17 protein-coding genes are annotated in these 19,049 nt (G+C 58.1%); 14 read left to right on the forward strand and 3 right to left on the reverse strand.

Translation table 11 applies throughout. The features are described 5' to 3' along the window. Positions 1-174 precede the first annotated feature (174 nt). The 4 genes from ACR0D7_RS13600 to ACR0D7_RS13615 all read left to right on the forward strand — a co-directional run bounded on the left by ACR0D7_RS13600 (position 175) and on the right by ACR0D7_RS13615 (position 4,857). Positions 175-1,125, forward strand: a complete 951-nt coding sequence (locus tag ACR0D7_RS13600; protein WP_480679484.1) for an ABC transporter substrate-binding protein — start codon at positions 175-177, stop codon at positions 1,123-1,125. Between the two features lie 77 nt (positions 1,126-1,202). Beyond that, positions 1,203-2,240 carry a quaternary amine ABC transporter ATP-binding protein gene (locus tag ACR0D7_RS13605; protein ID WP_480679485.1) on the forward strand — a complete coding sequence of 346 codons (1,038 nt, stop codon included), beginning with the start codon at positions 1,203-1,205 and terminating at the stop codon, positions 2,238-2,240. Continuing rightward, the gene (locus ACR0D7_RS13610) at positions 2,233-3,822 is read left to right on the forward strand and encodes an ABC transporter permease (RefSeq protein ID WP_480679486.1); all 1,590 of its coding nucleotides are present in this window, start codon (positions 2,233-2,235) and stop codon (positions 3,820-3,822) included. The genes ACR0D7_RS13605 and ACR0D7_RS13610 overlap by 8 nt, the downstream gene beginning before the upstream one ends. Positions 3,823-3,876: 54 nt before the next feature. Next, positions 3,877-4,857 carry an arginase family protein gene (locus tag ACR0D7_RS13615; protein ID WP_480679487.1) on the forward strand — a complete coding sequence of 327 codons (981 nt, stop codon included), beginning with the start codon at positions 3,877-3,879 and terminating at the stop codon, positions 4,855-4,857. On the opposite strand, the gene ACR0D7_RS13620 is transcribed toward ACR0D7_RS13615, so the two are convergent. Further along, positions 4,854-5,825 (reverse strand): agmatinase, encoded by a 972-nt coding sequence (locus tag ACR0D7_RS13620; protein ID WP_480679488.1) that lies wholly within the window; start codon positions 5,823-5,825, stop codon positions 4,854-4,856. The genes ACR0D7_RS13615 and ACR0D7_RS13620 overlap by 4 nt on opposite strands. A 67-nt stretch (positions 5,826-5,892) precedes the next feature. Then, positions 5,893-7,413, reverse strand: a complete 1,521-nt coding sequence (locus ACR0D7_RS13625) for a trimethylamine methyltransferase family protein (RefSeq protein WP_480679489.1) — start codon at positions 7,411-7,413, stop codon at positions 5,893-5,895. Between the two features lie 180 nt (positions 7,414-7,593). On the opposite strand from ACR0D7_RS13625, the gene ACR0D7_RS13630 reads away from it, so the two are divergent. Further along, on the forward strand, positions 7,594-10,029 hold the full coding sequence (locus ACR0D7_RS13630) for a GcvT family protein (protein ID WP_480679490.1): 2,436 nt from the start codon (positions 7,594-7,596) through the stop codon (positions 10,027-10,029). A gap of 90 nt (positions 10,030-10,119) precedes the next feature. Further along, positions 10,120-11,091 (forward strand): LysR family transcriptional regulator, encoded by a 972-nt coding sequence (locus tag ACR0D7_RS13635; protein WP_170576046.1) that lies wholly within the window; start codon positions 10,120-10,122, stop codon positions 11,089-11,091. Here the strand turns inward: ACR0D7_RS13635 and ACR0D7_RS13640 are convergent. Next, positions 11,088-12,107: a LacI family DNA-binding transcriptional regulator gene (locus ACR0D7_RS13640; protein WP_480679491.1), complete on the reverse strand. Its 1,020-nt coding sequence runs from the start codon at positions 12,105-12,107 to the stop codon at positions 11,088-11,090. The genes ACR0D7_RS13635 and ACR0D7_RS13640 overlap by 4 nt on opposite strands. Before the next feature lie 137 nt (positions 12,108-12,244). On the opposite strand from ACR0D7_RS13640, the gene ACR0D7_RS13645 reads away from it, so the two are divergent. The 8 genes from ACR0D7_RS13645 to ACR0D7_RS13680 all read left to right on the forward strand — a co-directional run bounded on the left by ACR0D7_RS13645 (position 12,245) and on the right by ACR0D7_RS13680 (position 19,049). Beyond that, positions 12,245-12,430 (forward strand): hypothetical protein, encoded by a 186-nt coding sequence (locus ACR0D7_RS13645; RefSeq protein ID WP_170381986.1) that lies wholly within the window; start codon positions 12,245-12,247, stop codon positions 12,428-12,430. 24 nt (positions 12,431-12,454) lie between these two features. Further along, positions 12,455-13,600, forward strand: a complete 1,146-nt coding sequence (locus ACR0D7_RS13650) for a TRAP transporter substrate-binding protein (protein WP_480679492.1) — start codon at positions 12,455-12,457, stop codon at positions 13,598-13,600. Positions 13,601-13,711: 111 nt separating this feature from the next. Further along, entirely contained in the window at positions 13,712-14,224 is a 513-nt protein-coding gene (locus tag ACR0D7_RS13655) for a TRAP transporter small permease (protein WP_480679493.1), read from the forward strand. 11 nt (positions 14,225-14,235) lie between these two features. Beyond that, the gene (locus ACR0D7_RS13660) at positions 14,236-15,564 is read left to right on the forward strand and encodes a TRAP transporter large permease (protein ID WP_170381989.1); all 1,329 of its coding nucleotides are present in this window, start codon (positions 14,236-14,238) and stop codon (positions 15,562-15,564) included. A 12-nt stretch (positions 15,565-15,576) separates the two neighbouring features. Further along, on the forward strand, positions 15,577-16,884 hold the full coding sequence (hisD, locus tag ACR0D7_RS13665) for a histidinol dehydrogenase (RefSeq protein WP_480679494.1): 1,308 nt from the start codon (positions 15,577-15,579) through the stop codon (positions 16,882-16,884). Continuing rightward, positions 16,877-17,638, forward strand: coding sequence for an SDR family NAD(P)-dependent oxidoreductase (locus ACR0D7_RS13670; protein WP_480679495.1), 762 nt, complete (start codon positions 16,877-16,879; stop codon positions 17,636-17,638). The genes hisD and ACR0D7_RS13670 overlap by 8 nt, the downstream gene beginning before the upstream one ends. Then, a complete protein-coding gene (locus tag ACR0D7_RS13675; protein WP_480679496.1) occupies positions 17,635-18,615 on the forward strand; it encodes an alcohol dehydrogenase catalytic domain-containing protein in 981 nt (326 codons plus the stop codon). The genes ACR0D7_RS13670 and ACR0D7_RS13675 overlap by 4 nt, the downstream gene beginning before the upstream one ends. Positions 18,616-18,638: 23 nt before the next feature. Then, positions 18,639-19,049: a universal stress protein gene (locus ACR0D7_RS13680; RefSeq protein ID WP_480679497.1), complete on the forward strand. Its 411-nt coding sequence runs from the start codon at positions 18,639-18,641 to the stop codon at positions 19,047-19,049.

Genomic DNA, 19,049 nt, shown 5'->3' on the forward strand with positions numbered 1-19,049 from the left:
CGTCTGCCTCTTGATGGGTAGCATGCTGGCATGTTTCACTTTTCCGGTCAAAACGGTGCAATCATGCCGTTGGCCAAAATGATCCGGAGGCTTTGCCTGCCGACAATTGTCTAAAAGGCGCGCCCCGTCCGGACCGAGACAAAAAACGACAGACTACCAACATGGAGATATCAGATGAAAAAATTTGCAACGCTACTGGGAAGCGTATCAATGGCGGTCGCCGGACCGGCGATGGCAGCGGATATCGTAATAGGTGTGCCGAACTGGCCTTCGGTGAACGCTACCGCGCATATCCTGAAGGTGGCGATTGAACAGAACCTAGGGCTGGAAGTTGAATTGCAGAACGGTACCAACCCGATCGTTTTCGAGGCAATGGATTCCGGTGCGATGCATGTCCACCCTGAGGTTTGGATGCCGAACCAGCAAAACCTACACGACACATACGTCACCGATAAAGGCACCGTTGCGTTCAACGCTAATGGTGTTGAAGCCTTCCAAGGCATGTGCGTCGACAAGGCAACAGCGGATGCAAACGATATCCGCTCAATCGACGATTTGACCAACCCCGACATTGCCGCGCTATTTGATAGCAATGGCGACGGTCAGGGCGAGGTCTGGATAGGTGCGCCGGGTTGGGCCTCGACCAATGTTGAAAAAATCCGCGCCAAATCCTATGGCTATGATCAGGTCATGGAGCTGACCGAGATCGACGAAACTGTGGCCTACGCGAATCTGGATAACGCGATCAAGGCAGGCGAGCCGTGGGTCGGATTCTGCTACACGCCTCATTACGTGTTTGCGCTGCATGACATGCAGATTTTGGAAGAACCAGCTTATGACGCCTCCAAGTGGAATGTTCTCCAGCCCACTGACGATCCTGAATGGCTTGAGAAATCCGAAGCAGGGGTAGCGTGGGATCTGGCGTATCTGCACCTGCATTATGCAAAGTCTCTTGAAGAGGAGTATCCCGAGGTCGCCCAGATGCTGGCCAACATGAAGTTGGACACCGATGCGGTATCCGCCATGACCTACGCGCTGGTAATCGAAGGCAAAGAGCCGTTGGCCTATGCCGAAGAATGGGTCGCCACGAACGAGGATGCCGTTCTGGACTGGATGTCTCAGTGATTGACGCTGATCCAAGCTGAAACTCAGACAGGCTGCCGGATTCGTTCGGTGGCCTGTTCTGCATCAAAGGGACAAAAATGACCGAAACAGTCGTAAAGCTGACGGATGTCTGGAAGATCTTTGGCGCACGGGCCGAAGAAGCCATGACCGCCGTGCGGAACGAGGGCATCGGAAAGCCTGAAGTTCTTGAGAGATTCAATTGCGTCGTGGGTGTGCAGGGCGCCACCTTCGAAGTGCCTCGGGGTGAGATTTTCTGCATCATGGGCTTGTCGGGCTCGGGCAAATCTACGCTGGTGCGGCACGTGAACCGCCTGATCGAGCCGACCTCGGGCAAGATCGAGATTTTGGGCCATGACGTGTCCAAAATTTCCGAGTCCGAGTTGCGCCGTATCCGGGCACAGCAGATTGGGATGGTGTTCCAGCATATGGCGCTGATGCCGCACCGCTCGGTGCGGGATAACGTGGCCTATCCATTGGAAATCCGGAAGGTATCGAAATCCAAGCGCTGGGCGGTCTCTGATCACGCGCTGGGATTGGTTGACCTGACCGGGTACGAAGATCGTCTGCCGAAAGAACTGTCGGGCGGGATGCAGCAGCGGGTGGGGATTGCCCGCGCGCTGGCGTCGGACCCGGAAATCCTGTTGATGGACGAACCGTTCTCGGCCCTTGACCCGCTGATCCGGCTACAATTGCAGGATCAGTTCAAGGCACTGGTGGCGCAGCTTCAGAAAACAACGTTGTTCATTACTCACGATCTGGATGAGGCCATTCGCATCGGCCATCGGATTGCCATCATGAAAGATGGTGTGATCGTGCAAATCGGCACGCCGGAAGACATCGTCATGAACCCGGCAGACGACTATGTGCGCGAGTTCGTACAGGGCATTTCAAAGCTCAAACTGGTCAAGGCGCATTCGATTATGGAGCCGATGGACAGCTATTCTGGATCGCTCGACGGTGCGCCACGCGCGGATGAGGGATCAGATCTGGATCAGTTGATTGATTTGGCGGTGAATACCGAAATGCCGGTCGTCATCACCGATGCGGGCGCAGATGTAGGCGTTGTAACCAAGCCGCGCCTGCTGCGTGGAATTCAGGGGGGCAAAAATGACTGATGCAGCAATGGAAGTGAAAGTCACGGCCGCCTCTGATATCGAGGTCGACCGCGAGGCGCTGGACCAGTCCATTCACGACTTTGCCGGACCAAATGGCGACTACTATGTCAATGCGTTCCACAAAATCCACGATGCGACCAGCCCGGTGCCCAATACGTTCAACCATTGGGCGGCGGTGCTCGGGCCTTTCTGGTCGGCGTCGCGCGCAATCTGGGGCATGTTCTGGACCTTCCTGATCCTGGAAATCATTGCGTGGGTGCAGATCGGTCGCGGTGCATGGGGCAACCCCGGTGCTGATCTGGCCGAACGGGCCGAACGGCAGCAAGCCCGCGCAGACGAGTTGCTGGGAAGGGCCGCCGATGCCTCTGAAAAAGCCGACATAGACCGGTTCACCAAACTGGCCGAGAACATCCAGAAGGCTGCGGATAACAGCTTTGCGCAGGCGCAGGCCGCGCAGTCCGAGGCGACGGGGATCATGATCACCGGCCTACTGATGTTGCTGGTTTTCAAGCTGGCTCAGGGTTTCTACGCGGACCGAGTCTATGAAAAGCAGTACTCGAAATGGCGGATTGATCCGGCCAGTACGGAAAGTGGCCGGTCGACGCGCAACACGGTACTGGGTGCCGTACTGGTGGCTGCAATTGCACCGCTGATCATCTACAAATTCACGGTGAACGCCTCATTGGCGATGCTGGATGCCTTCCCTGAACAACAGGTCTCGGCCATGATTTTGGGTGAGGGGCAGGGAACATTGTTCTCAAACCTCGCCAGTTGGATGGAAGCGCAGATCGACGCTGCGGCTGCTGCCGGGGGCGATGTTTTTGACGGGATTGTGGCTGGTGTCAGGTCGGTTCTGGATGCATTGACCATTGCGTTGATAGGGTCTCCGTGGCCGGTTGTTATGCTGGTCATCTGCGTTACGGCATGGCGTGCGGCGGGGCCGCGGGTGGCGATCTTCACCGCGGCCTCGTTGGCCTATATCGCCCTGCTGGGTTACTGGGATGTGGCAATGGAGACGGTGGCACTGGTTGGTGCTGCTGTGTTGCTGTGTGTTGTATTTGGTATTCCGTTGGGTATCTGGTTCGGCAAGTCCAAACGCGCCTATCGCGCGGCCGAGCCGGTGCTGGACCTGATGCAGACGCTTCCAGCCTTCGTCTATCTGATCCCGATTATCGCCTTTTTCGGCACCGGTAACCCGCCGGGTATTCTGGCCACGATCATCTTTGGGATGCCGCCTGTCATTCGTCTGACGGCATTGGGGATGCGCGGCGTTCCGGACAGTATCAAAGAGGCCGCCGTGGCCTTTGGCGCCTCGAAATGGCAGCTGCTGAAGGACGTCGAAATCCCGCTGGCCCTGCCGTCGATCATGACGGGGGTCAATCAGACCATCCTGATGTGCCTGTCGATGGTGGTCATCATCTCGCTGATTGGTGGTGGTGGTCTGGGCAAGGAAATCCTTGAGGCGCTGCAATACGCCGCCAAGGGGCCGGGCCTGCTGGGTGGCTTTGCAATCCTGTTCCTCGCCATGGTGATGGACCGGATCGTGCAAGGGGCTTTCCGGCGAGAAGACGAGAAAATCTAAACAAACCCGCCCCCGGTAGTCGCCGGGGGCGTTTTTCTTTTACCGGGGAAGACAATGACCGACCGTTATGAACAATCCATGATGGAAAACCTTTACTGGTGGGGAGTGCCCACCTTGTTCCGCTGCCCGAATTTAGGGCCTGAAGGGCAGGATATTGCGCTGGCGGGCGTGCCCCATTCCACCGGCAACGGCACGACCGAACGGGATCAGCATCTAGGTCCACGTGCTCTGCGTCACGTGTCGGCCGTGCAGCGTCGGGTGCATTCGCTGTTCGGGATCGACCCCTGGAACAGCGCACGGATTGCCGATGTGGGCGACGTGCCGTTCCCCAAGGCCAATGACAACGAAGACTGCATCGAACGGATCACTGAATTCTACAAAGAAATCGACGCAGCAGGCGCGCGGCCTGTTTCTGTCGGAGGCGATCATTCGATCACTGGCGGGATCGTACAGGCGCTGGGCCGGGGCAAGCTGGCAGGTGGTGAACCGATCAGCTTTCTGCATCTGGACGCCCACACGGATGTGTTCACCAAGGTCGACCATTTTCTGGGCGCCAAGAAATCGGCGGCGCATTGGGGGGCGTATCTGGCCGATCAGGGACAGGTTGACCCGACACGATCCATGCAGATCGGTCTAAGAGGGCATCCGCGCAGTCTGGACTGGCTGCAACCCTCATATGACTATGGCTATAACATCGTCACTATGCGCGAATTCCAGCAGCGCGGGCTTGAGGATGTGGTGGCACAGACGCGCGAGGTTCTGGGCGACCGTCCGGTCTATATCACCTTCGATCTGGATTGCCTCGACCCGACGGTTGCACCGGCGGTATCCAATCTGGAACCCGGCGAGAAGGGGTTCGACATTGACGAAGCCGTCGGTATCCTGCGCGCCGCACGCGGATTGAACATTGTTGGCGGAGACGTCGTTTGCATGATGCCGACCAAGGACAGCCCCAACAACATCACCGCCCTGACTGCAGCAGCGGTGATGTTCGAGATGATCTCGATGATCGCTGAAAACGTAAGCGGGGCTTAAGGCCGCCGCGCGTCCACGGCCTGCGCCAGAACGCAGAGCAGTTCGAACATCAGCGAAATACCAAGCCAGGCTGTGCCGCCCTCGGGATCGAAGGGCGGCGCGACCTCGACCAGATCAGCGCCGACCAGATTGATGCCCGCCATCTTGCGAATGACCTGTTGCGCCTGAAAACTGTTCGGCCCGCCTATTTCCGGCGTGCCGGTGCCGGGCGCATAGGTCGGGTCGACAAAGTCGATATCATAGGTGCAATAGGTCGGCGCCGTTCCGACAATGCTGCGCACCTCGGCCATGACGTCATCGATGCCCCGATCGAACAATTCCTCGATGCGGATGATGCGGATGCCCTGCGCTTCGCCCCATTCAATGTCCTCCGTGTTATAGGCGGTGCCGCGAATGCCAACCTGAACAAAGCGTTTGGGGTCAACCAGCCCTTCCTCGACCGCACGACGGAACGGGGTGCCGTGGGTGAATTTGTGGCCGCCGAAATAACTGTCGAACAGGTCGGTATGGCTGTCGAATTGGATCAGACCAAGCGGGCCGGATTTCGCCAGCGCGCGCAGAACGGGCAGGGTGGTCAGGTGGTCCCCTCCGGCGGTCAAGGGCGCAATGCCCCGGTCGTGAAGGTCCGAGTAGAACGCAGTCACCCGATCCAGAGTATCTCCGATATCCACCGGGTTCGGCGCGACGTCGCCCAGATCGGCACAATTGACCAGTGAAAACGGCGCGACGCCTGTGACCGGGTTCATCGCCCGGATCATTGTCGAATAATCCCGCAGCTGGCGCGGTCCGTGCCGCGCGCCGGGGCGGTTGGTGGTGCCGCCATCCCAGGGAATGCCGATCAGGCCCAGTTCAACTTCGGCAATGCGGTCGTGGTCCAGTGTCATGCTGGGCAACCGCATGAAGGTTGGAATGCCGGCGAACCGGGCTAGCTCCATCGCTGAAACCGGCTGAAAAAATGAACTGGTCATGAGGTCCCCGTCTTCGGTGTTTCTTGAGATGAGCCTAGCCGCAGAATTGTGGCTTGGAAATGCGCGTTCAGATCAGGATGCGAAAGCGATTGCGAATCTTGGCATCCTGCTCGGGCGTCAGATATTCTGGATGATGCGTGGCCAACACTTCTTTGGCCTTTTCGCGCGCAGCCGACCAAGCGTCGGTCGCGCCTTCCTCCTGCCACGTGCGCGGCTCGTTCCGGTCGGCGAGGGCGGGGTAGAAATAGTCTCGCTCCATCGCTGCGTAAGTGTGGGCACTGCCAAGGAAATGCCCGTCGCCCAGAACCGATTGACAGATCGCATCAAAGCCCAGGTTTTCCTCGGTCACTTCGATCCCGCGCAATGCGCGGTAGGTGTGCGAGTGCATCTCGTTGTCCAACACGAAGGCTTCGAAACTGGCGCCCAAAAGCGAGGCTGTCATGCCCGAGCTTTCATAGATCAGGTTGCCCCCGGCCAGCGCTGCGGCAAGGGACGTTATTCCTTTCTCGGCCCCATATTGCGCATCAATGGCCTTGGCGTCGGTCATTGAGGCCGCAACACCCGAGGGCAGGCCCATCCAGTTGGTGATTTGCGCCGATGCCGCGTTCAGAATGGCAGTTTCACCGCTGCCTCCGGCGAAGGATCCTGTGCGCAAGTCCACGATGAAGGGCCAGTTGGAAAACACCATTGGAAAGCCAGGTTGGATCGTGTTGACCATGACCAGACTGGCCAGCGTTTCCGCCAGAGATTGCGCTAGAAAGCCAGCGAAAGTCGCAGGGGCGGTCGCACCCGCCTGCGCGGCGGTGATGCAAGACATGGGGATATTGTGGGCCACACATTCATAGACCACGTCCACCGCATCCTCGCCATATCGCAGCGGAGAGATCACCGGGCTGATATGTGCTTTCAAAAAGGGGCGCTTGGCGAACTCTCCGGGTCCTCCGGCTACGATGTCCAGCATCTCGACAATGGGTGCGACGTGTTCGGCCAATGTGAACGAGGTTGCCACCGGTTTGGTCGTGTTGCGCACCAGCGCGTAAACCGTGTTGACGTCCAGATCGAGGACGTCGGGCAGATCGGTCGCGACGCAACAGCGAGTGAACCAACTGACATTGGTCAATGTATCTTGTAGCCGCGTAAAGTCGTGTAGATCAGCCAGCGTCGAGGGGCGGTAAAGGCCGCTTTCCATGTCTAGTGTTTGCACAGCCGCGCCTCCGGTTCCAAAGAACACGCGGTCGCCGCCGACTTCGATTGAGCGCGCCTGGTCCCGGCCATGGAAGGTGAACGTCTTGGCGGCGGTCGCAATCGCGCGTTCCACCATATTGCGCGGGAAGATTAGCCTGCCCGGCTCTCCGGATTGTGCGCCCGCTGCCCTCAGGTCGGCGGCCAGCCGGTCCGGGACATCGCCCATGCCGAGCGTTTCCAACAAGCGTAAAGCGGTGTCATAGATTTGCTGGATTTCGGGTTGTGTCAACGGTTTGAACATGCCGCCGCTTTGGCCGGGGGGGCAGGGATCGACAATCGGTTTTGCCGCACGCTGAGCATGCCGAGCGCGGCGACCGCTTCTTTTGGCTCCTTCCGAGGACATCCAGTTCCTTTCCCGATTGTCTTTCGCGAAGGGTAATCGGCAATCTGCGTCCGCTGCAAAGGGGAACTGCGAATTTCAGAATCCTCAATCGCAGTTTCGTTTTTTCAATAGAACCGACACCTTTGTTGTTTGAACCTTTTGTTTCGCAAAACTTACCTCAGGCCAGAGGGAGCAGAGCCAATGAAGTCGCGTACCAAGGTTGTTGTGATAGGCGGCGGGATCGCCGGATGTTCAACGCTGTATCACCTGACGCAAGAGGGGTGGACGGATGTGGTTCTGGTTGAGCGGAACGAATTGACCTCGGGCACCACTTGGCATTCTGCAGCGCAGGTTACGAATTTCGGCATGAACCAGACGATGGTGGGTCTGAAAACACACTCAATTCAGCTGTATAAGGAACTGGCCGAGGATCCGGACTATCCTATCAACTACCACCATGGCGATGGCGGAATTCGCTTGGCCAATACCGAAGCGCAGATGCAGGGGTATGGTCATTTCGCCTCGATGGCGCGCGGGATGGATGTGCATTTCGAGGTGATCGATGCCGAGGAATGCGCCCGCCGCCATCCTCTGATCTCGACCGAGAACCTGATCGGCGGGCTGTGGGATCCGATGGACGGCGATATCGATCCGGCGCAACTGTGTCAGGCACTGGCGCGGAGGGCGCGCAAAGCAGGGGCCGAGGTATATCGGAACACACCCGTCACGGCCTTGACGCAGCACAGCGACGACACTTGGACCGTGCATACGGAACATGGCGACATCGAGTGCGATATTGTGGTGAATGCCTGCGGCTACAGGGTCAATGAGGTTGGCGCGATGATGGGGGTTCATCATCCGGTCGCGTCGATGGAGCATCAATATTTCCTGACCGAAGAAATCCCCGCCATTCGGGACGCGGGACACCGGATGCCGCTGCTGCGCTGTCCGATCAGCGACTATTACTGTCGACAAGAAAAGAACGGTCTGTTGCTGGGCTTTTATGAGCAGGACTGCAAAACGTGGGGCATGGACGGGATCGATCCGAACTTCGTCAACGCTCTGTGCCCGGACGATCTGGACCGGGTGACCGATGTTCTTGAAGGCGCGTTTGCCCGTATGCCTGCGTTGATGGAGGTCGGGGTCCATACGATTGTCAACGGGCCAATCACCTATACCATTGACGGGGCACCTTTGGTTGGCCCGATCCCGGGTAAGCGCAACGCGTTCTGCATCATCGGGCTGCGCGCTGGGCTGGGTGAGGGTGGCGGCCATGGTTGGTTGCTGGCCCAGCAGATCGTCCATGGTGAGGCGTGTTATGATACGTGGTGCCTGGATCCGCGTCGGTTCACTGGCCATGCGAACGTGGAGTTGACGGCGTTGAAGGCAATCGAAGACTATCAGAACGAGTTCCGCTTTCATTTCCCGCACGAACACCGCCCCGCAGGCAGACCGGCGAAAACAACGCCTCTGACACCTGTTCTGGCGGCCGAAGGGGCCGCGTTCACGGTGGTCAATGGATGGGAGAGAGTGGAGTATATAAAGCCTTCCCCTGACTTTTCCCCAACACTCAGTTTCGATTTTGACGAAACATTCGACCTGATCGCGGACGAGGTGGCCAATGTTCAGACAGGCGTCGGGCTGGCCGAGGTAAACGGTTTCAACCGGATTGAAATCACGGGCACAGACAGGCACAGTTTTCTGGATCGGATGTTCTGTGGCACCGTCACGCGGCGCGACGGTCGGGTAGGGCTGGGCTATCTGCTGAACCATCACGGCATGGTCAAGGCCGAGGCGACCGTCGCTAACTTGCCAGCCAGTGATCGAGGGTCAGACCGTCTGTGGTACGGGTCCGCCGCCGCCAGCGAGTTCCATGACATGGACTGGCTCACCCAACACATGCGCGTTGGCGAAGACGTGCACCTGCGCAGCCTGACCAATGACCAGACCATCTTGGTGCTTGCGGGCCCCAAGGCGCGCGATGTCTTGTCCGCCTGCGCTCGCGGCGACTGGTCTGCTACGGCGTTCCCGTGGCTCAGCGTCCGAGAATGTTTTGTCGGGATCGCTCCGGCCACGGTCATGGGTGTCAGTTTCTCGGGCGAGTTGGCTTATGAAATTCATGTTCCCAACGCCTCGCTTTATGCGGCTTATCTTGCGTTGCGGCAGGCTGGCGAGACGCATGGGTTGAAGCTGTTCGGTGCGCGGGCGGTTGAATCCATGCGCATGGAGAAAAGCTTTATGCATTGGAAAGCCGATCTGATCACAGAATTCGATCCGTTCGAAACCGGGTTGGATCGATTTGTAAAGCTGGATAAGGGCGCTTTCATCGGGCGTGACGCCTTGCTGGCGCGCCAAGCGGTGGGGCCGCAAAAGAAACTCGTTGTGATGCAAATCCACGAAACACAACGGCCCGCCCATCCGGGCGCGTCGCTGATGCGGGGGGATCAGGTTGTGGGCACGGTTACCTCTGGCGATTGGGGGCATCGCACCGGCCTGAACCTTGCGCATGCGTTTGTTGATCCAGAACAGTCCGAGGTAGGAGCCGATATGGAGCTGGATTCCTGCGGTCAACGCGTGCGGGCCACAGTTATACCGCCTTCGCCGTACGATCCGGGGTTTGAGCGAATGAAGGCGTGATCGAGGCTCTTTGAACAACTTCCCCATTGCCGATGGCGCTAAACTTTGCTTGGGTTCTTTTCGAAGAAATCGAAACAATGGGTGTGTGCGGTGTCGAAAACTCTGAGCCTTCGATGGCTGGAAGTCTTCCGTTTGGTTGCCAGATCGGGGTCGATCCAGCAGGTCGCCTCCGAGACGGGGCTGTCGATCAGCACTGTTTCGAACCACCTGCGCAGCCTTGAGGGAGCACTGGGTGTAGATCTGGTTGATCACGGGCGACGTCCAATGGGCCTGACACCTGCCGGTGAGGTGTTTGCGCGCTATGTCCGTGATGGGCTGACGGTGCTGAAACGGGGCGAGGCCGAAATCCGTTCCGGAAACTGGCGGCACGCGACTGACCTGCGGCTAGCTTTGATCGACGATTTTGACAATCAGATCGCGCCGGATTTGTTCCGCTTTCTCGCTCAGGCCCTGCCACGATGCAGTTTCCGCCACTACACGCGCCCTAGTCATGAAATCATTGCCAATCTGCAGGAACACAAGCTGGATGCAGGGGTGGCCACCCGGCCGTCTGAGCGGACTGAGGGGTTGATTGAATATCCGCTAATGCGCGATCCGTTTATCGTTATCCTGCCAAATGCCTATCAGGGCGCGCCTGAAGATTTGTTGAAGCCAGACGCGGATTTGCCGCTGCTGCGCTATTCTCGGGACCTTATGATCGGCAAGCAGATCGAGATTCAGTTGACCCGGAGCAAGTACAACCTGCCCAATCGGTTTGAGATGGAATGCAACCATTCAATCATTGGTCTGGTGGCCGAGGGCAGCGGCTGGGCGATAACGACCGCCGCCTGTTTCCACCGCGGTCAGAGGTTTCATGACAGTGTCCGGGCCATTCCGTTTCCCGGTCGAAATTTCGTGCGAACGGTGTCTTTGTTTACAACCGAGGTATACCCGGAAACGACCTCGAAACTGATTCAGAAGGCGATGGCCAATCTGATCCGGCAGCATTTCACCGACCCGATGTGCGCAAATCATAGCTGGTTGAAGGACGATTTCCGAACGATGGAGGCTGAGGCCGCCTAAGCTGGTGGCCCAAGTGATTGACGTTCTACTATGCGAGTGGACAGCCGTACGCCTGTGCCAGCCCTGCGATTTTCAAGCATCCCGACCAACTCCAGCGCTGCGCGGCGGCCCATTTCCCGATGGGGTACATGCACGGTTGTCAGGGCCGGCGTGGCGATCCGCGCCAGCTCGATATCGTCAAATCCAGTGATGGAAACGTCCTTGGGTACCTGCAACCCCATTTCTCTTGCCCTGTGCAAGGCGCCAACAGCCAGAACATCGTTGCCACATAGAATTGCGGTGGGCGGGTTGACCCGGGACATCATCTGGGAAAACGCCTGGGCACCATTTTCTATCTCATATGGTGTTTCGATGACTGTTAGATCAGATGGAGGCAGATCATGCTGCCTGAATGCGTTTTTGACACCTTCGATTCTCAGTCGGGCTCTATCATTGCCCGCGCTGATGCCGGAAATCACACCGATCTTTCTGTGCCCCAGTTCGATTACACGGATTGCCAGCTCGGCCATCGCCGTTCGGTTATCAAATCCGATTGAGGCAACCTGCGCGTGGGGCAGATAGGACCAGGCTACCAGGGCGGGGATGTTCCTGCGCTCAAGGTCATTGTAAATTCGCGGATTGCGATCATGCCCTATCAGCAGCAACCCGTCTGCGCCACGCGCGACCAGAGTGCGGATCTGCTCTTCTTCGATATCGGGTTCATAGGCCGAGCTTGAGACCAGCAGGGTATAGCCGTGCTTGTGCAACTCTTCCTGAAACGCCTGTAGGCCGCGGGCAAAGATAGCATTTTCCATGGTGGGAATGATCGCGCCAATTGTCGAACTCCGCTTGGCTGCCATCACCCGCGCGGCAAAGTTCGGCATATAGCCCAACGTATCCACTGCGGACAGCACCCGCTGGCGCGTTGCCTCGACCACGCGATCCGGGTTGTTCAGACAGCGCGAAACGGTGGCCGTCGACACCCCGGCCAGTTTGGCGACATCATCCAATGTTGGCGCTGATCCAAGTTTCGACATTTTCAAACCCGTAATTTGCTTTTGCCAATAACTCTAAACTTAAGAATGGTGCAAGAAAAGCGATTATGTAAGCGCTTGCATTTTTCATGTAAGCGCTTACAAATGGCGTCGGGCCGAATCTATAGGGAGTCCGGAGAATGTTTCTGATCGCATCCGTCATCGTGTTCGTCATCTACTTTGCGAACGTCGCAATGGGGGCTTTTGCAGGCAGTGCGTTTCTTGGGGACGTAGGAGAAATGTTGGTCCTGTTCGCGGCGTCGATCCTGTTCGTTGTCGCAATTTTGAAAAAGGAAGCTGACCGCGACGCCGAGAGCGACAGCTGACTTTTTGCTTGGGAGGGCATTAAATTGAACGACGAAAGAAACGAATTGGTATCAGCAGAGCGCCGCAATTTCCTGAAACTCAGTGCCGCCGGGTCCTTTACGGCAGCCTTGGTTGCCGGAGCGGGGGGTGTTTTGTGGTCATCCGAAGCCGCAGCTCAGACCGCCAAGGAAGAGAGTGAGCGGGAAAAAGCCGCAGAGCATGTGATGACGATAGCGACGGCCTATGTGCTGGGTGCATCTCGCAGCTATCCGATCATGCAGCTGGACCTGAAGGAAAACATCCAGAACGCCACCAATGGCAAAGTTTACGTCAAGCTGGCTCCGGGCGGGCAACTGGGCGCGGGTGGTTCGCTGGTTCAAAAGGTACAGGGCGGCACCATTCAGGCGGCACAGCATTCGCTGTCGAACTTCGCCCCGTTTGCATCGACAGTTGACCTGATCAACATGCCATATCTTTGTGGTTCGAACCAGCGCTTCACCAACCTTGTGCACTCCGACACCTGGAAGAATGAAGTTCATCCCAAGGTCGAGGCCGCGGGGTTCAAGGCGCTGTTCTACGTGGTGATCGACCCGCGCGTCGTTGCGGTGCGTCAAGGTGGTAATCCGGTCGTCACACCGGGTGATATGAGCGGTATCAAGTTCCGCGTGCCGGGATCAAAAATGCTGCAGCAATATTACCGTATGGTCGGTGCGAACCCGACGCCAGTGGCATGGGGCGAGACACCTTCGGCGATCAAACAGGGCGTGGCCGATGCGCTCGATCCGTCCGTTGGAGCGCTGTATGTCTTTGGCTTCAAGGATATCCTAAGCCACGTGACCTTTACGCAGGCGGTGCCGGACAGTCAGGTCTATTCCTGTAACCTTGAGTGGTTCAACTCGATGCCCGCCGATGTACAGGAAGGCATCATGTGGGGCTCGGAAATGACCAGCCACCAGAACCTGTCCAAGGTGCCCTCAGCCCGTGCCTATGCCATGGCCGAGCTGAACAAGGCGGGCGTGCAGTTCCAGTCTCTGACCGGCGATCAGCTGGCCGAATGGCAAGACGCTGGCGGTTATCAACGGTCCGAATGGGACCCGTTCAAAACCGAACTGGCCGGTTCTATGGACAACTTCGAAAAACTGGTCGAGGCCGCCGGAACGCAGGGCAAATACTACGTCCACGACGCGTGATGCCATCTTGGGCACCCACGCTGGGTGCCCGGTTTTACCACTGACAGTCAGGCCTGAATGGGCCCGAGACAGAAGGCCTGCGCCTGGCTGTTCCATCGCCGAGGGATACGGATGACCGTTCTTCAAAACATAGACCGCAACGCAGAACGCTGGCTGCTGTTGGTTTTCTACGTGATGCTGGTCATAACCATGGCCATCGAGGTTTTGCGGCGTGAGATTTTCGCGTTTTCCTCGATCTGGGGCGAAGAAATCGTCCGTTATTCCTTTATCTATCTCGCGTGGATCGGGGCGGCGGCGGCAGTCAAGGAACGTGCCCATATCCGCATCGACGTGATCATGCATTATTTGCCACAACGTCCCAAGGCGCTGCTGTATATATTCGGCGATTTGGTGATGTTCGCCGTAGCGATCATCGCGTTGTACTGGTCGTTCGAGGCGGTTCACGTCTCGGCCAAGTTTGGGTCGGTGACGGATGGTCTTCGGGTTTCCAAAGTCTGGTTCCTGATGGCTGTACCCACTGGGTTTGCGCTGATGATCTGGCGGCTGATCCAGTCTTTCCTGCGTGATTTGAAATCCCTTCGCGACGGCACGCCCGTCTTCGAAGGCGACAAGCTGTTTGACTGAGGAGAGACCGGATGCTTTGGAATACCCTCAATCAAACCGTTGAACTGGGTTGGGATTTCTATATCCCGGTCATTCTGTTCGTTGCTCTGATCGCTGTGGCCGTTCCGGTATGGGCCGCCATCGGTTCTGCTGCGATTGTTATGTTGATCATGTCCGGTGACCTGCCACTGAGCCTTGTAGGTGAGAGCCTGTTCACTGGCATCGACGCCTTTGCCCTGACCGCCGTCCCGCTGTTTATCCTGACCGGAGACGTGTTGGTGCGCACCGGTCTGTCGCGCAAGTTTCTGGACGTGGCCGAGGCTTTGACCTGTTTCGCCAAAGGTGGTTTCGGATCAGCCACGGTGCTTGTCTGCGGTATGTTCGCGGCCATTTCGGGCTCGGACGCGGCAGGAGCCGCAGCGGTGGGCCGCATGACGATCAACCGACTGGTCGAAAGCGGCTATCCGCGCCCCTATGCCTGCGCGCTGGTGGCAGCCGGGGCCTGTACCGGCATTCTGATCCCGCCTTCGATTGCCTATATCATCATCGGTCTGGTGCTGGGCATATCCGCTTCGACTTTGTTCCTGGCGGCGCTGATCCCTGGTCTGGCCATTCTGATCTCGATTCTGATCACAAACATCATCATGAATCGCATCTACGCCTATGAGGGCGGAGGCATGATGACCATGGGCGAATGGCTGGCCAATCTGGGCAAGGCACTGAAATCTGGCTGGTATGCCTTCATCGTACCCGGCATCATCTTCTACGGCATCTTCTCGGGCCGCCTGACGCCGACCGAGGCCGGTGCAACAGCCGTGGTTGTCACCATCATTATGGGCTTCATCCTGCGCACGCTGACACTGGCTGACTTCCCGTCGATGCTGGTTAGCTCGGCCAAGGTGAATGGTGTGATCCTTCCGATCATTGCTTTCTCGGCCCCTCTGGCCGAGGCGCTGGCGATCATGGGCGTGCCGCAGGGCTTTGTGACCTCGGTGACCTCGCTGACAGATGATCCGTACCTACTGATATTGCTGATGATCGGAATTCTGATCGCTGCGGGCTGCGTCATGGAAACGACGCCGAACATCGTGATCCTTGCGCCGATCCTGAAACCGCTGGCCGACAATATCGGCATGAACGAAATCCAGTTTTGCATCATGATGATCACCGCGTTGGGTGTGGGTTTTATCACTCCGCCACTTGGTCTTAACCTGTTCGTCGTATCTGGCATTACAGGTGAGTCCATTCTGAAGATTGCTGCCCGCGCCGTGCCTTTCGTACTAACGATGCTGATCGTGGTGATCCTGATCGCCTATGTTCCGGCGGTGTCGACCACCTTGCTTCCTGAAATCTACCAATAGGACTTGCTGACTATGCCGCGTGACTATCTGAAAAAGGCGACCCTGACGGCGCAATCCCATGCCACCGAGGTGCACGATACGGTCAAGACCATCCTGGCCGATATCGAGGCCGGAGGGGATGCCAAGGCGTTGGAATATGCAGCCAAGTTCGACAAGTTCGATGGGAATGTCCTGATGACCCAGGATGAAATCGACGCTGCCATCGCGTTGGTGCCCGAGAAGCTTAAGGAAGATATACGCTTTGCCCATGACAATGTGCGCCGCTTTGCCGAGACGCAAAAGGCCACCGTGTCGGATGTGCAGATGGAGATCGTGCCTGGCTTTGTCGCAGGTCAAAAGGCGATCCCGGTGGATGCGGCAGGCTGCTATGTGCCCGGCGGGCGGTATAGCCATATCGCCAGTGCCATCATGACGGTTACAACGGCCAAAGTGGCGGGTTGCCGCCACATCACAGCTTGCTCTCCGCCAAAGCCGGGTGAAGGCGTCGCACCCGCGATCGTCTATGCTGCGCATATCTGTGGGGCCGACAGTATTCTGGCCATGGGCGGCGTGCAGGGCGTGGCGGCGATGACATATGGTTTGTTCGGCCTGCCGCGCGCCAATATCCTTGTGGGTCCGGGTAATCAGTTCGTGGCCGAGGCCAAGCGCATACTCTACGGCAAGGTCGGCATCGACATGATTGCAGGCCCAACCGATAGTCTGATCCTGGCCGATAGCAGCGCAGATGCCCAAGTCGTTGCGACCGATTTGGTCAGTCAGGCCGAGCACGGATACAACTCGCCGGTCTGGCTGGTGACGGATGATCGCGGGTTGGCGCAGAAGGTCATGGAACTGGTGCCTTCGCTTATTGAAGACCTGCCCGAGTTGAATCGCGATAACGCCGCTGCTGCTTGGCGTGACTATGCTGAGGTCATCGTCTGTTCGGACCGTGAAGAAATGGCGGCCTGTTCGGATGAATACGCGCCGGAGCACCTGACCGTTCAGGCCGAGGATCTTGATTGGTGGCTGAACCGGTTGACCTGTTATGGATCACTCTTTCTGGGTGAGGAAACCACGGTATCGTATGGCGACAAGGCCACAGGCACCAACCACGTGCTGCCCACCTCGGGTGCGGCCAGCTATACAGGCGGGTTAAGTGTCCACAAATACATGAAAATCGTGACATGGCAGCGGGCAACCCGGGAAGGTTCCAAATCCATAGCGGTGGCAACCGCCCGCATTTCGCGCCTAGAAGGGATGGAAGGGCATGCCCGCGCCGCAGATGTGCGCCTGGCCAAGTATTTCCCCAATGAACAGTTCGACCTGACCGCAGATGGGTGACCCTAAAACACTCTTTGATCTGACGGGGCGCGTCGCCTGTGTCACCGGGGCCAGTTCGGGTCTTGGCCGCCGGTCGGCTGCGGTGCTGGCTGCCGCGGGGGCGCGTGTCGTCGGTATTGCGCGGCGCGCCGAGGCGTTAGCCGAAATGCAGAGCGAGATCGGTGAAAATGCCGATGCCGTAGTCGCTGACATCGCTGATAGGTCTAACATCGTTGCTCTAGTTGATCGCATCGGTGCCAAGTTCGGCGCGCCGGACATTATCGTCCACGCCGCCGGAGTAAACACCCGCGAGACAGCGGATGAAGTCACGCCAGAAGGATGGGACGCGACGCTGGCGCTGAATCTGAGCGCACCGTTTTTCCTGAGTCAGGCGATGGTGCCTGCCATGAAGGATCGGGGTTGGGGGCGGATCGTCAATTTCGCATCCTTGCAAACCACGCGAGCCTTTCCGGGCGGTGTCGCCTATGGGGCAACCAAAGCCGGGATAGGTCAGTTGACCCGCGCAATGGCCGAGGCGTGGTCGCGATTCGGTATCACCGCAAACGCCATCGGTCCGGGTTTCTTTCCGACCGAGCTGACGCAGGCTGTATTCGATGACCCCGATCGTGCCGCGCGAAATGCAGCGCAAACCTGTACTCAACGCAATGGGCGGTTAGAGGATATAGACGGGCCGATCCTGTTTTTGTGCTCTAAGGCTTCGGATTACGTCACCGGCCAGGTGCTGATGGTTGACGGAGGGTTCACGGCGAAATGAAAGCTCTGGTCTATGAAGGTATTGAACAGGTGGCGTTTCGGGATGTTCCCGATGCCACTCCGCAGTTCGGCGAACACCTCATCCGTATCGAAGCGGTGGGTATATGCGGCTCGGATATGCACGCCTATCTGGGCCATGACGCGCGCCGCCCGGCCCCGTTGATCCTTGGGCATGAGGCGGCAGGAACGATCACTGGGGGACCACGTGATGGGACCCGCGTGACCATCAATCCGCTGGTAGCCTGCGGCATCTGCCCTGCGTGTACCTCGGGGCGCGAGAACCTATGCGCGGATCGCCAGATCATCTCAATGCCGCCACGTGAGGGTGCCTTTGCCCAATACGTTGCTATGCCCGACACCAATTTGGTCAAAGTGCCGAACCACGTGAGCTTTGTCAAGGCCGCATTGGCCGAGCCTCTGGCGGTCAGCTGGCATGCGGTACGGCTGGGCCTAGAAGCATTGCACCCGGCGATGGCGCTCAAAGCACTGGTGATCGGCGGTGGTGCCATCGGTGTGGCCGCGGCTTTGGCCTTGTCAGCGATGGGGGTCGAAGATGTTGTGATCGTTGAGCCGAATGACGGCCGTCGGGCCTACTTGCAAGGCATCGGAACTTTCAAAGTGGTCAAAGAGACGGTGGATGCCTTCCCGCTGGTGATAGACGCGGTCGGTTATGCGGCCACGCGCGCCTTGGCTTCGGCGCAGGCGCAATCGGGCGGGGTGATCGCGCATGTTGGGCTTGGAGAAGATGCCGGAGGGCTGGATATACGCCGCATGACCTTGCAGGAAATCACTTTTATCGGCACCTATACATATACGGCCGAGGATTTCCGGCAGACCGCGCAGGCTATTTTTGATGGCCGCCTTGGCGCGCTGGACTGGATCGAGGAACGGAATCTGTCTGAAGGGGCAGAGGCGTTCCGTGAATTGCGAAAAGGGGTCGTTGCAGCTCCGAAGATCATCCTCGCGCCGTGGGCGTAGGCCCGGAAGAAACGGAGGGATTCATGTATAAGAAAATTCTTGTTCCACTGGCGCTGGATCACGGTATCTCACAGCACACACTTGAGGTGGCTCGCGCGCTGTCCGCAAACGACGCTGAGATCGTCGCGCTGCATGTCTATGAAATGCCTCAGGGTTCGGTCAGCGCCTACCTCGATAAGGATATGGTCGCCGAAGGTTTCCGCGCGGCCAACAGATTGCTGCGCGAAAAGACCGAGGGGCTTGAGGGCGTCACGCCCGAGATCATAAAGGGGCATACCGCCCGGACCATCATCGACTACGCCAACGACAACGATGTGGATTGCATCGTCATCGGCTCGCACAAGCCGGGCCTCAGCGACTATTTCCTTGGCTCGACAGCGTCGCGCGTTGTCCGCCACGCCAGATGCGCGGTGCATGTGCATCGCAGGATCTGA

The sequence above is a fragment of the Ruegeria sp. BB7 genome (genome assembly GCF_056539365.1).

Excerpts from the sequence above, each read along its gene's own strand:
- ACR0D7_RS13600 (WP_480679484.1), top strand. The coding sequence starts at position 175 with ATGAAAAAATTTGCAACGCTACTGGGAAGCGTATCAATGGCGGTCGCC.
- ACR0D7_RS13605 (WP_480679485.1), top strand. The coding sequence starts at position 1,203 with ATGACCGAAACAGTCGTAAAGCTGACGGATGTCTGGAAGATCTTTGGC.
- ACR0D7_RS13610 (WP_480679486.1), top strand. The coding sequence starts at position 2,233 with ATGACTGATGCAGCAATGGAAGTGAAAGTCACGGCCGCCTCTGATATC.
- ACR0D7_RS13615 (WP_480679487.1), top strand. The coding sequence starts at position 3,877 with ATGACCGACCGTTATGAACAATCCATGATGGAAAACCTTTACTGGTGG.
- ACR0D7_RS13620 (WP_480679488.1), bottom strand. The coding sequence starts at position 5,825 with ATGACCAGTTCATTTTTTCAGCCGGTTTCAGCGATGGAGCTAGCCCGG.
- ACR0D7_RS13625 (WP_480679489.1), bottom strand. The coding sequence starts at position 7,413 with ATGTCCTCGGAAGGAGCCAAAAGAAGCGGTCGCCGCGCTCGGCATGCT.
- ACR0D7_RS13630 (WP_480679490.1), top strand. The coding sequence starts at position 7,594 with ATGAAGTCGCGTACCAAGGTTGTTGTGATAGGCGGCGGGATCGCCGGA.
- ACR0D7_RS13640 (WP_480679491.1), bottom strand. The coding sequence starts at position 12,107 with ATGTCGAAACTTGGATCAGCGCCAACATTGGATGATGTCGCCAAACTG.
- ACR0D7_RS13645 (WP_170381986.1), top strand. The coding sequence starts at position 12,245 with ATGTTTCTGATCGCATCCGTCATCGTGTTCGTCATCTACTTTGCGAAC.
- ACR0D7_RS13655 (WP_480679493.1), top strand. The coding sequence starts at position 13,712 with ATGACCGTTCTTCAAAACATAGACCGCAACGCAGAACGCTGGCTGCTG.
- ACR0D7_RS13660 (WP_170381989.1), top strand. The coding sequence starts at position 14,236 with ATGCTTTGGAATACCCTCAATCAAACCGTTGAACTGGGTTGGGATTTC.
- hisD (WP_480679494.1), top strand. The coding sequence starts at position 15,577 with ATGCCGCGTGACTATCTGAAAAAGGCGACCCTGACGGCGCAATCCCAT.
- ACR0D7_RS13670 (WP_480679495.1), top strand. The coding sequence starts at position 16,877 with ATGGGTGACCCTAAAACACTCTTTGATCTGACGGGGCGCGTCGCCTGT.
- ACR0D7_RS13675 (WP_480679496.1), top strand. The coding sequence starts at position 17,635 with ATGAAAGCTCTGGTCTATGAAGGTATTGAACAGGTGGCGTTTCGGGAT.
- ACR0D7_RS13680 (WP_480679497.1), top strand. The coding sequence starts at position 18,639 with ATGTATAAGAAAATTCTTGTTCCACTGGCGCTGGATCACGGTATCTCA.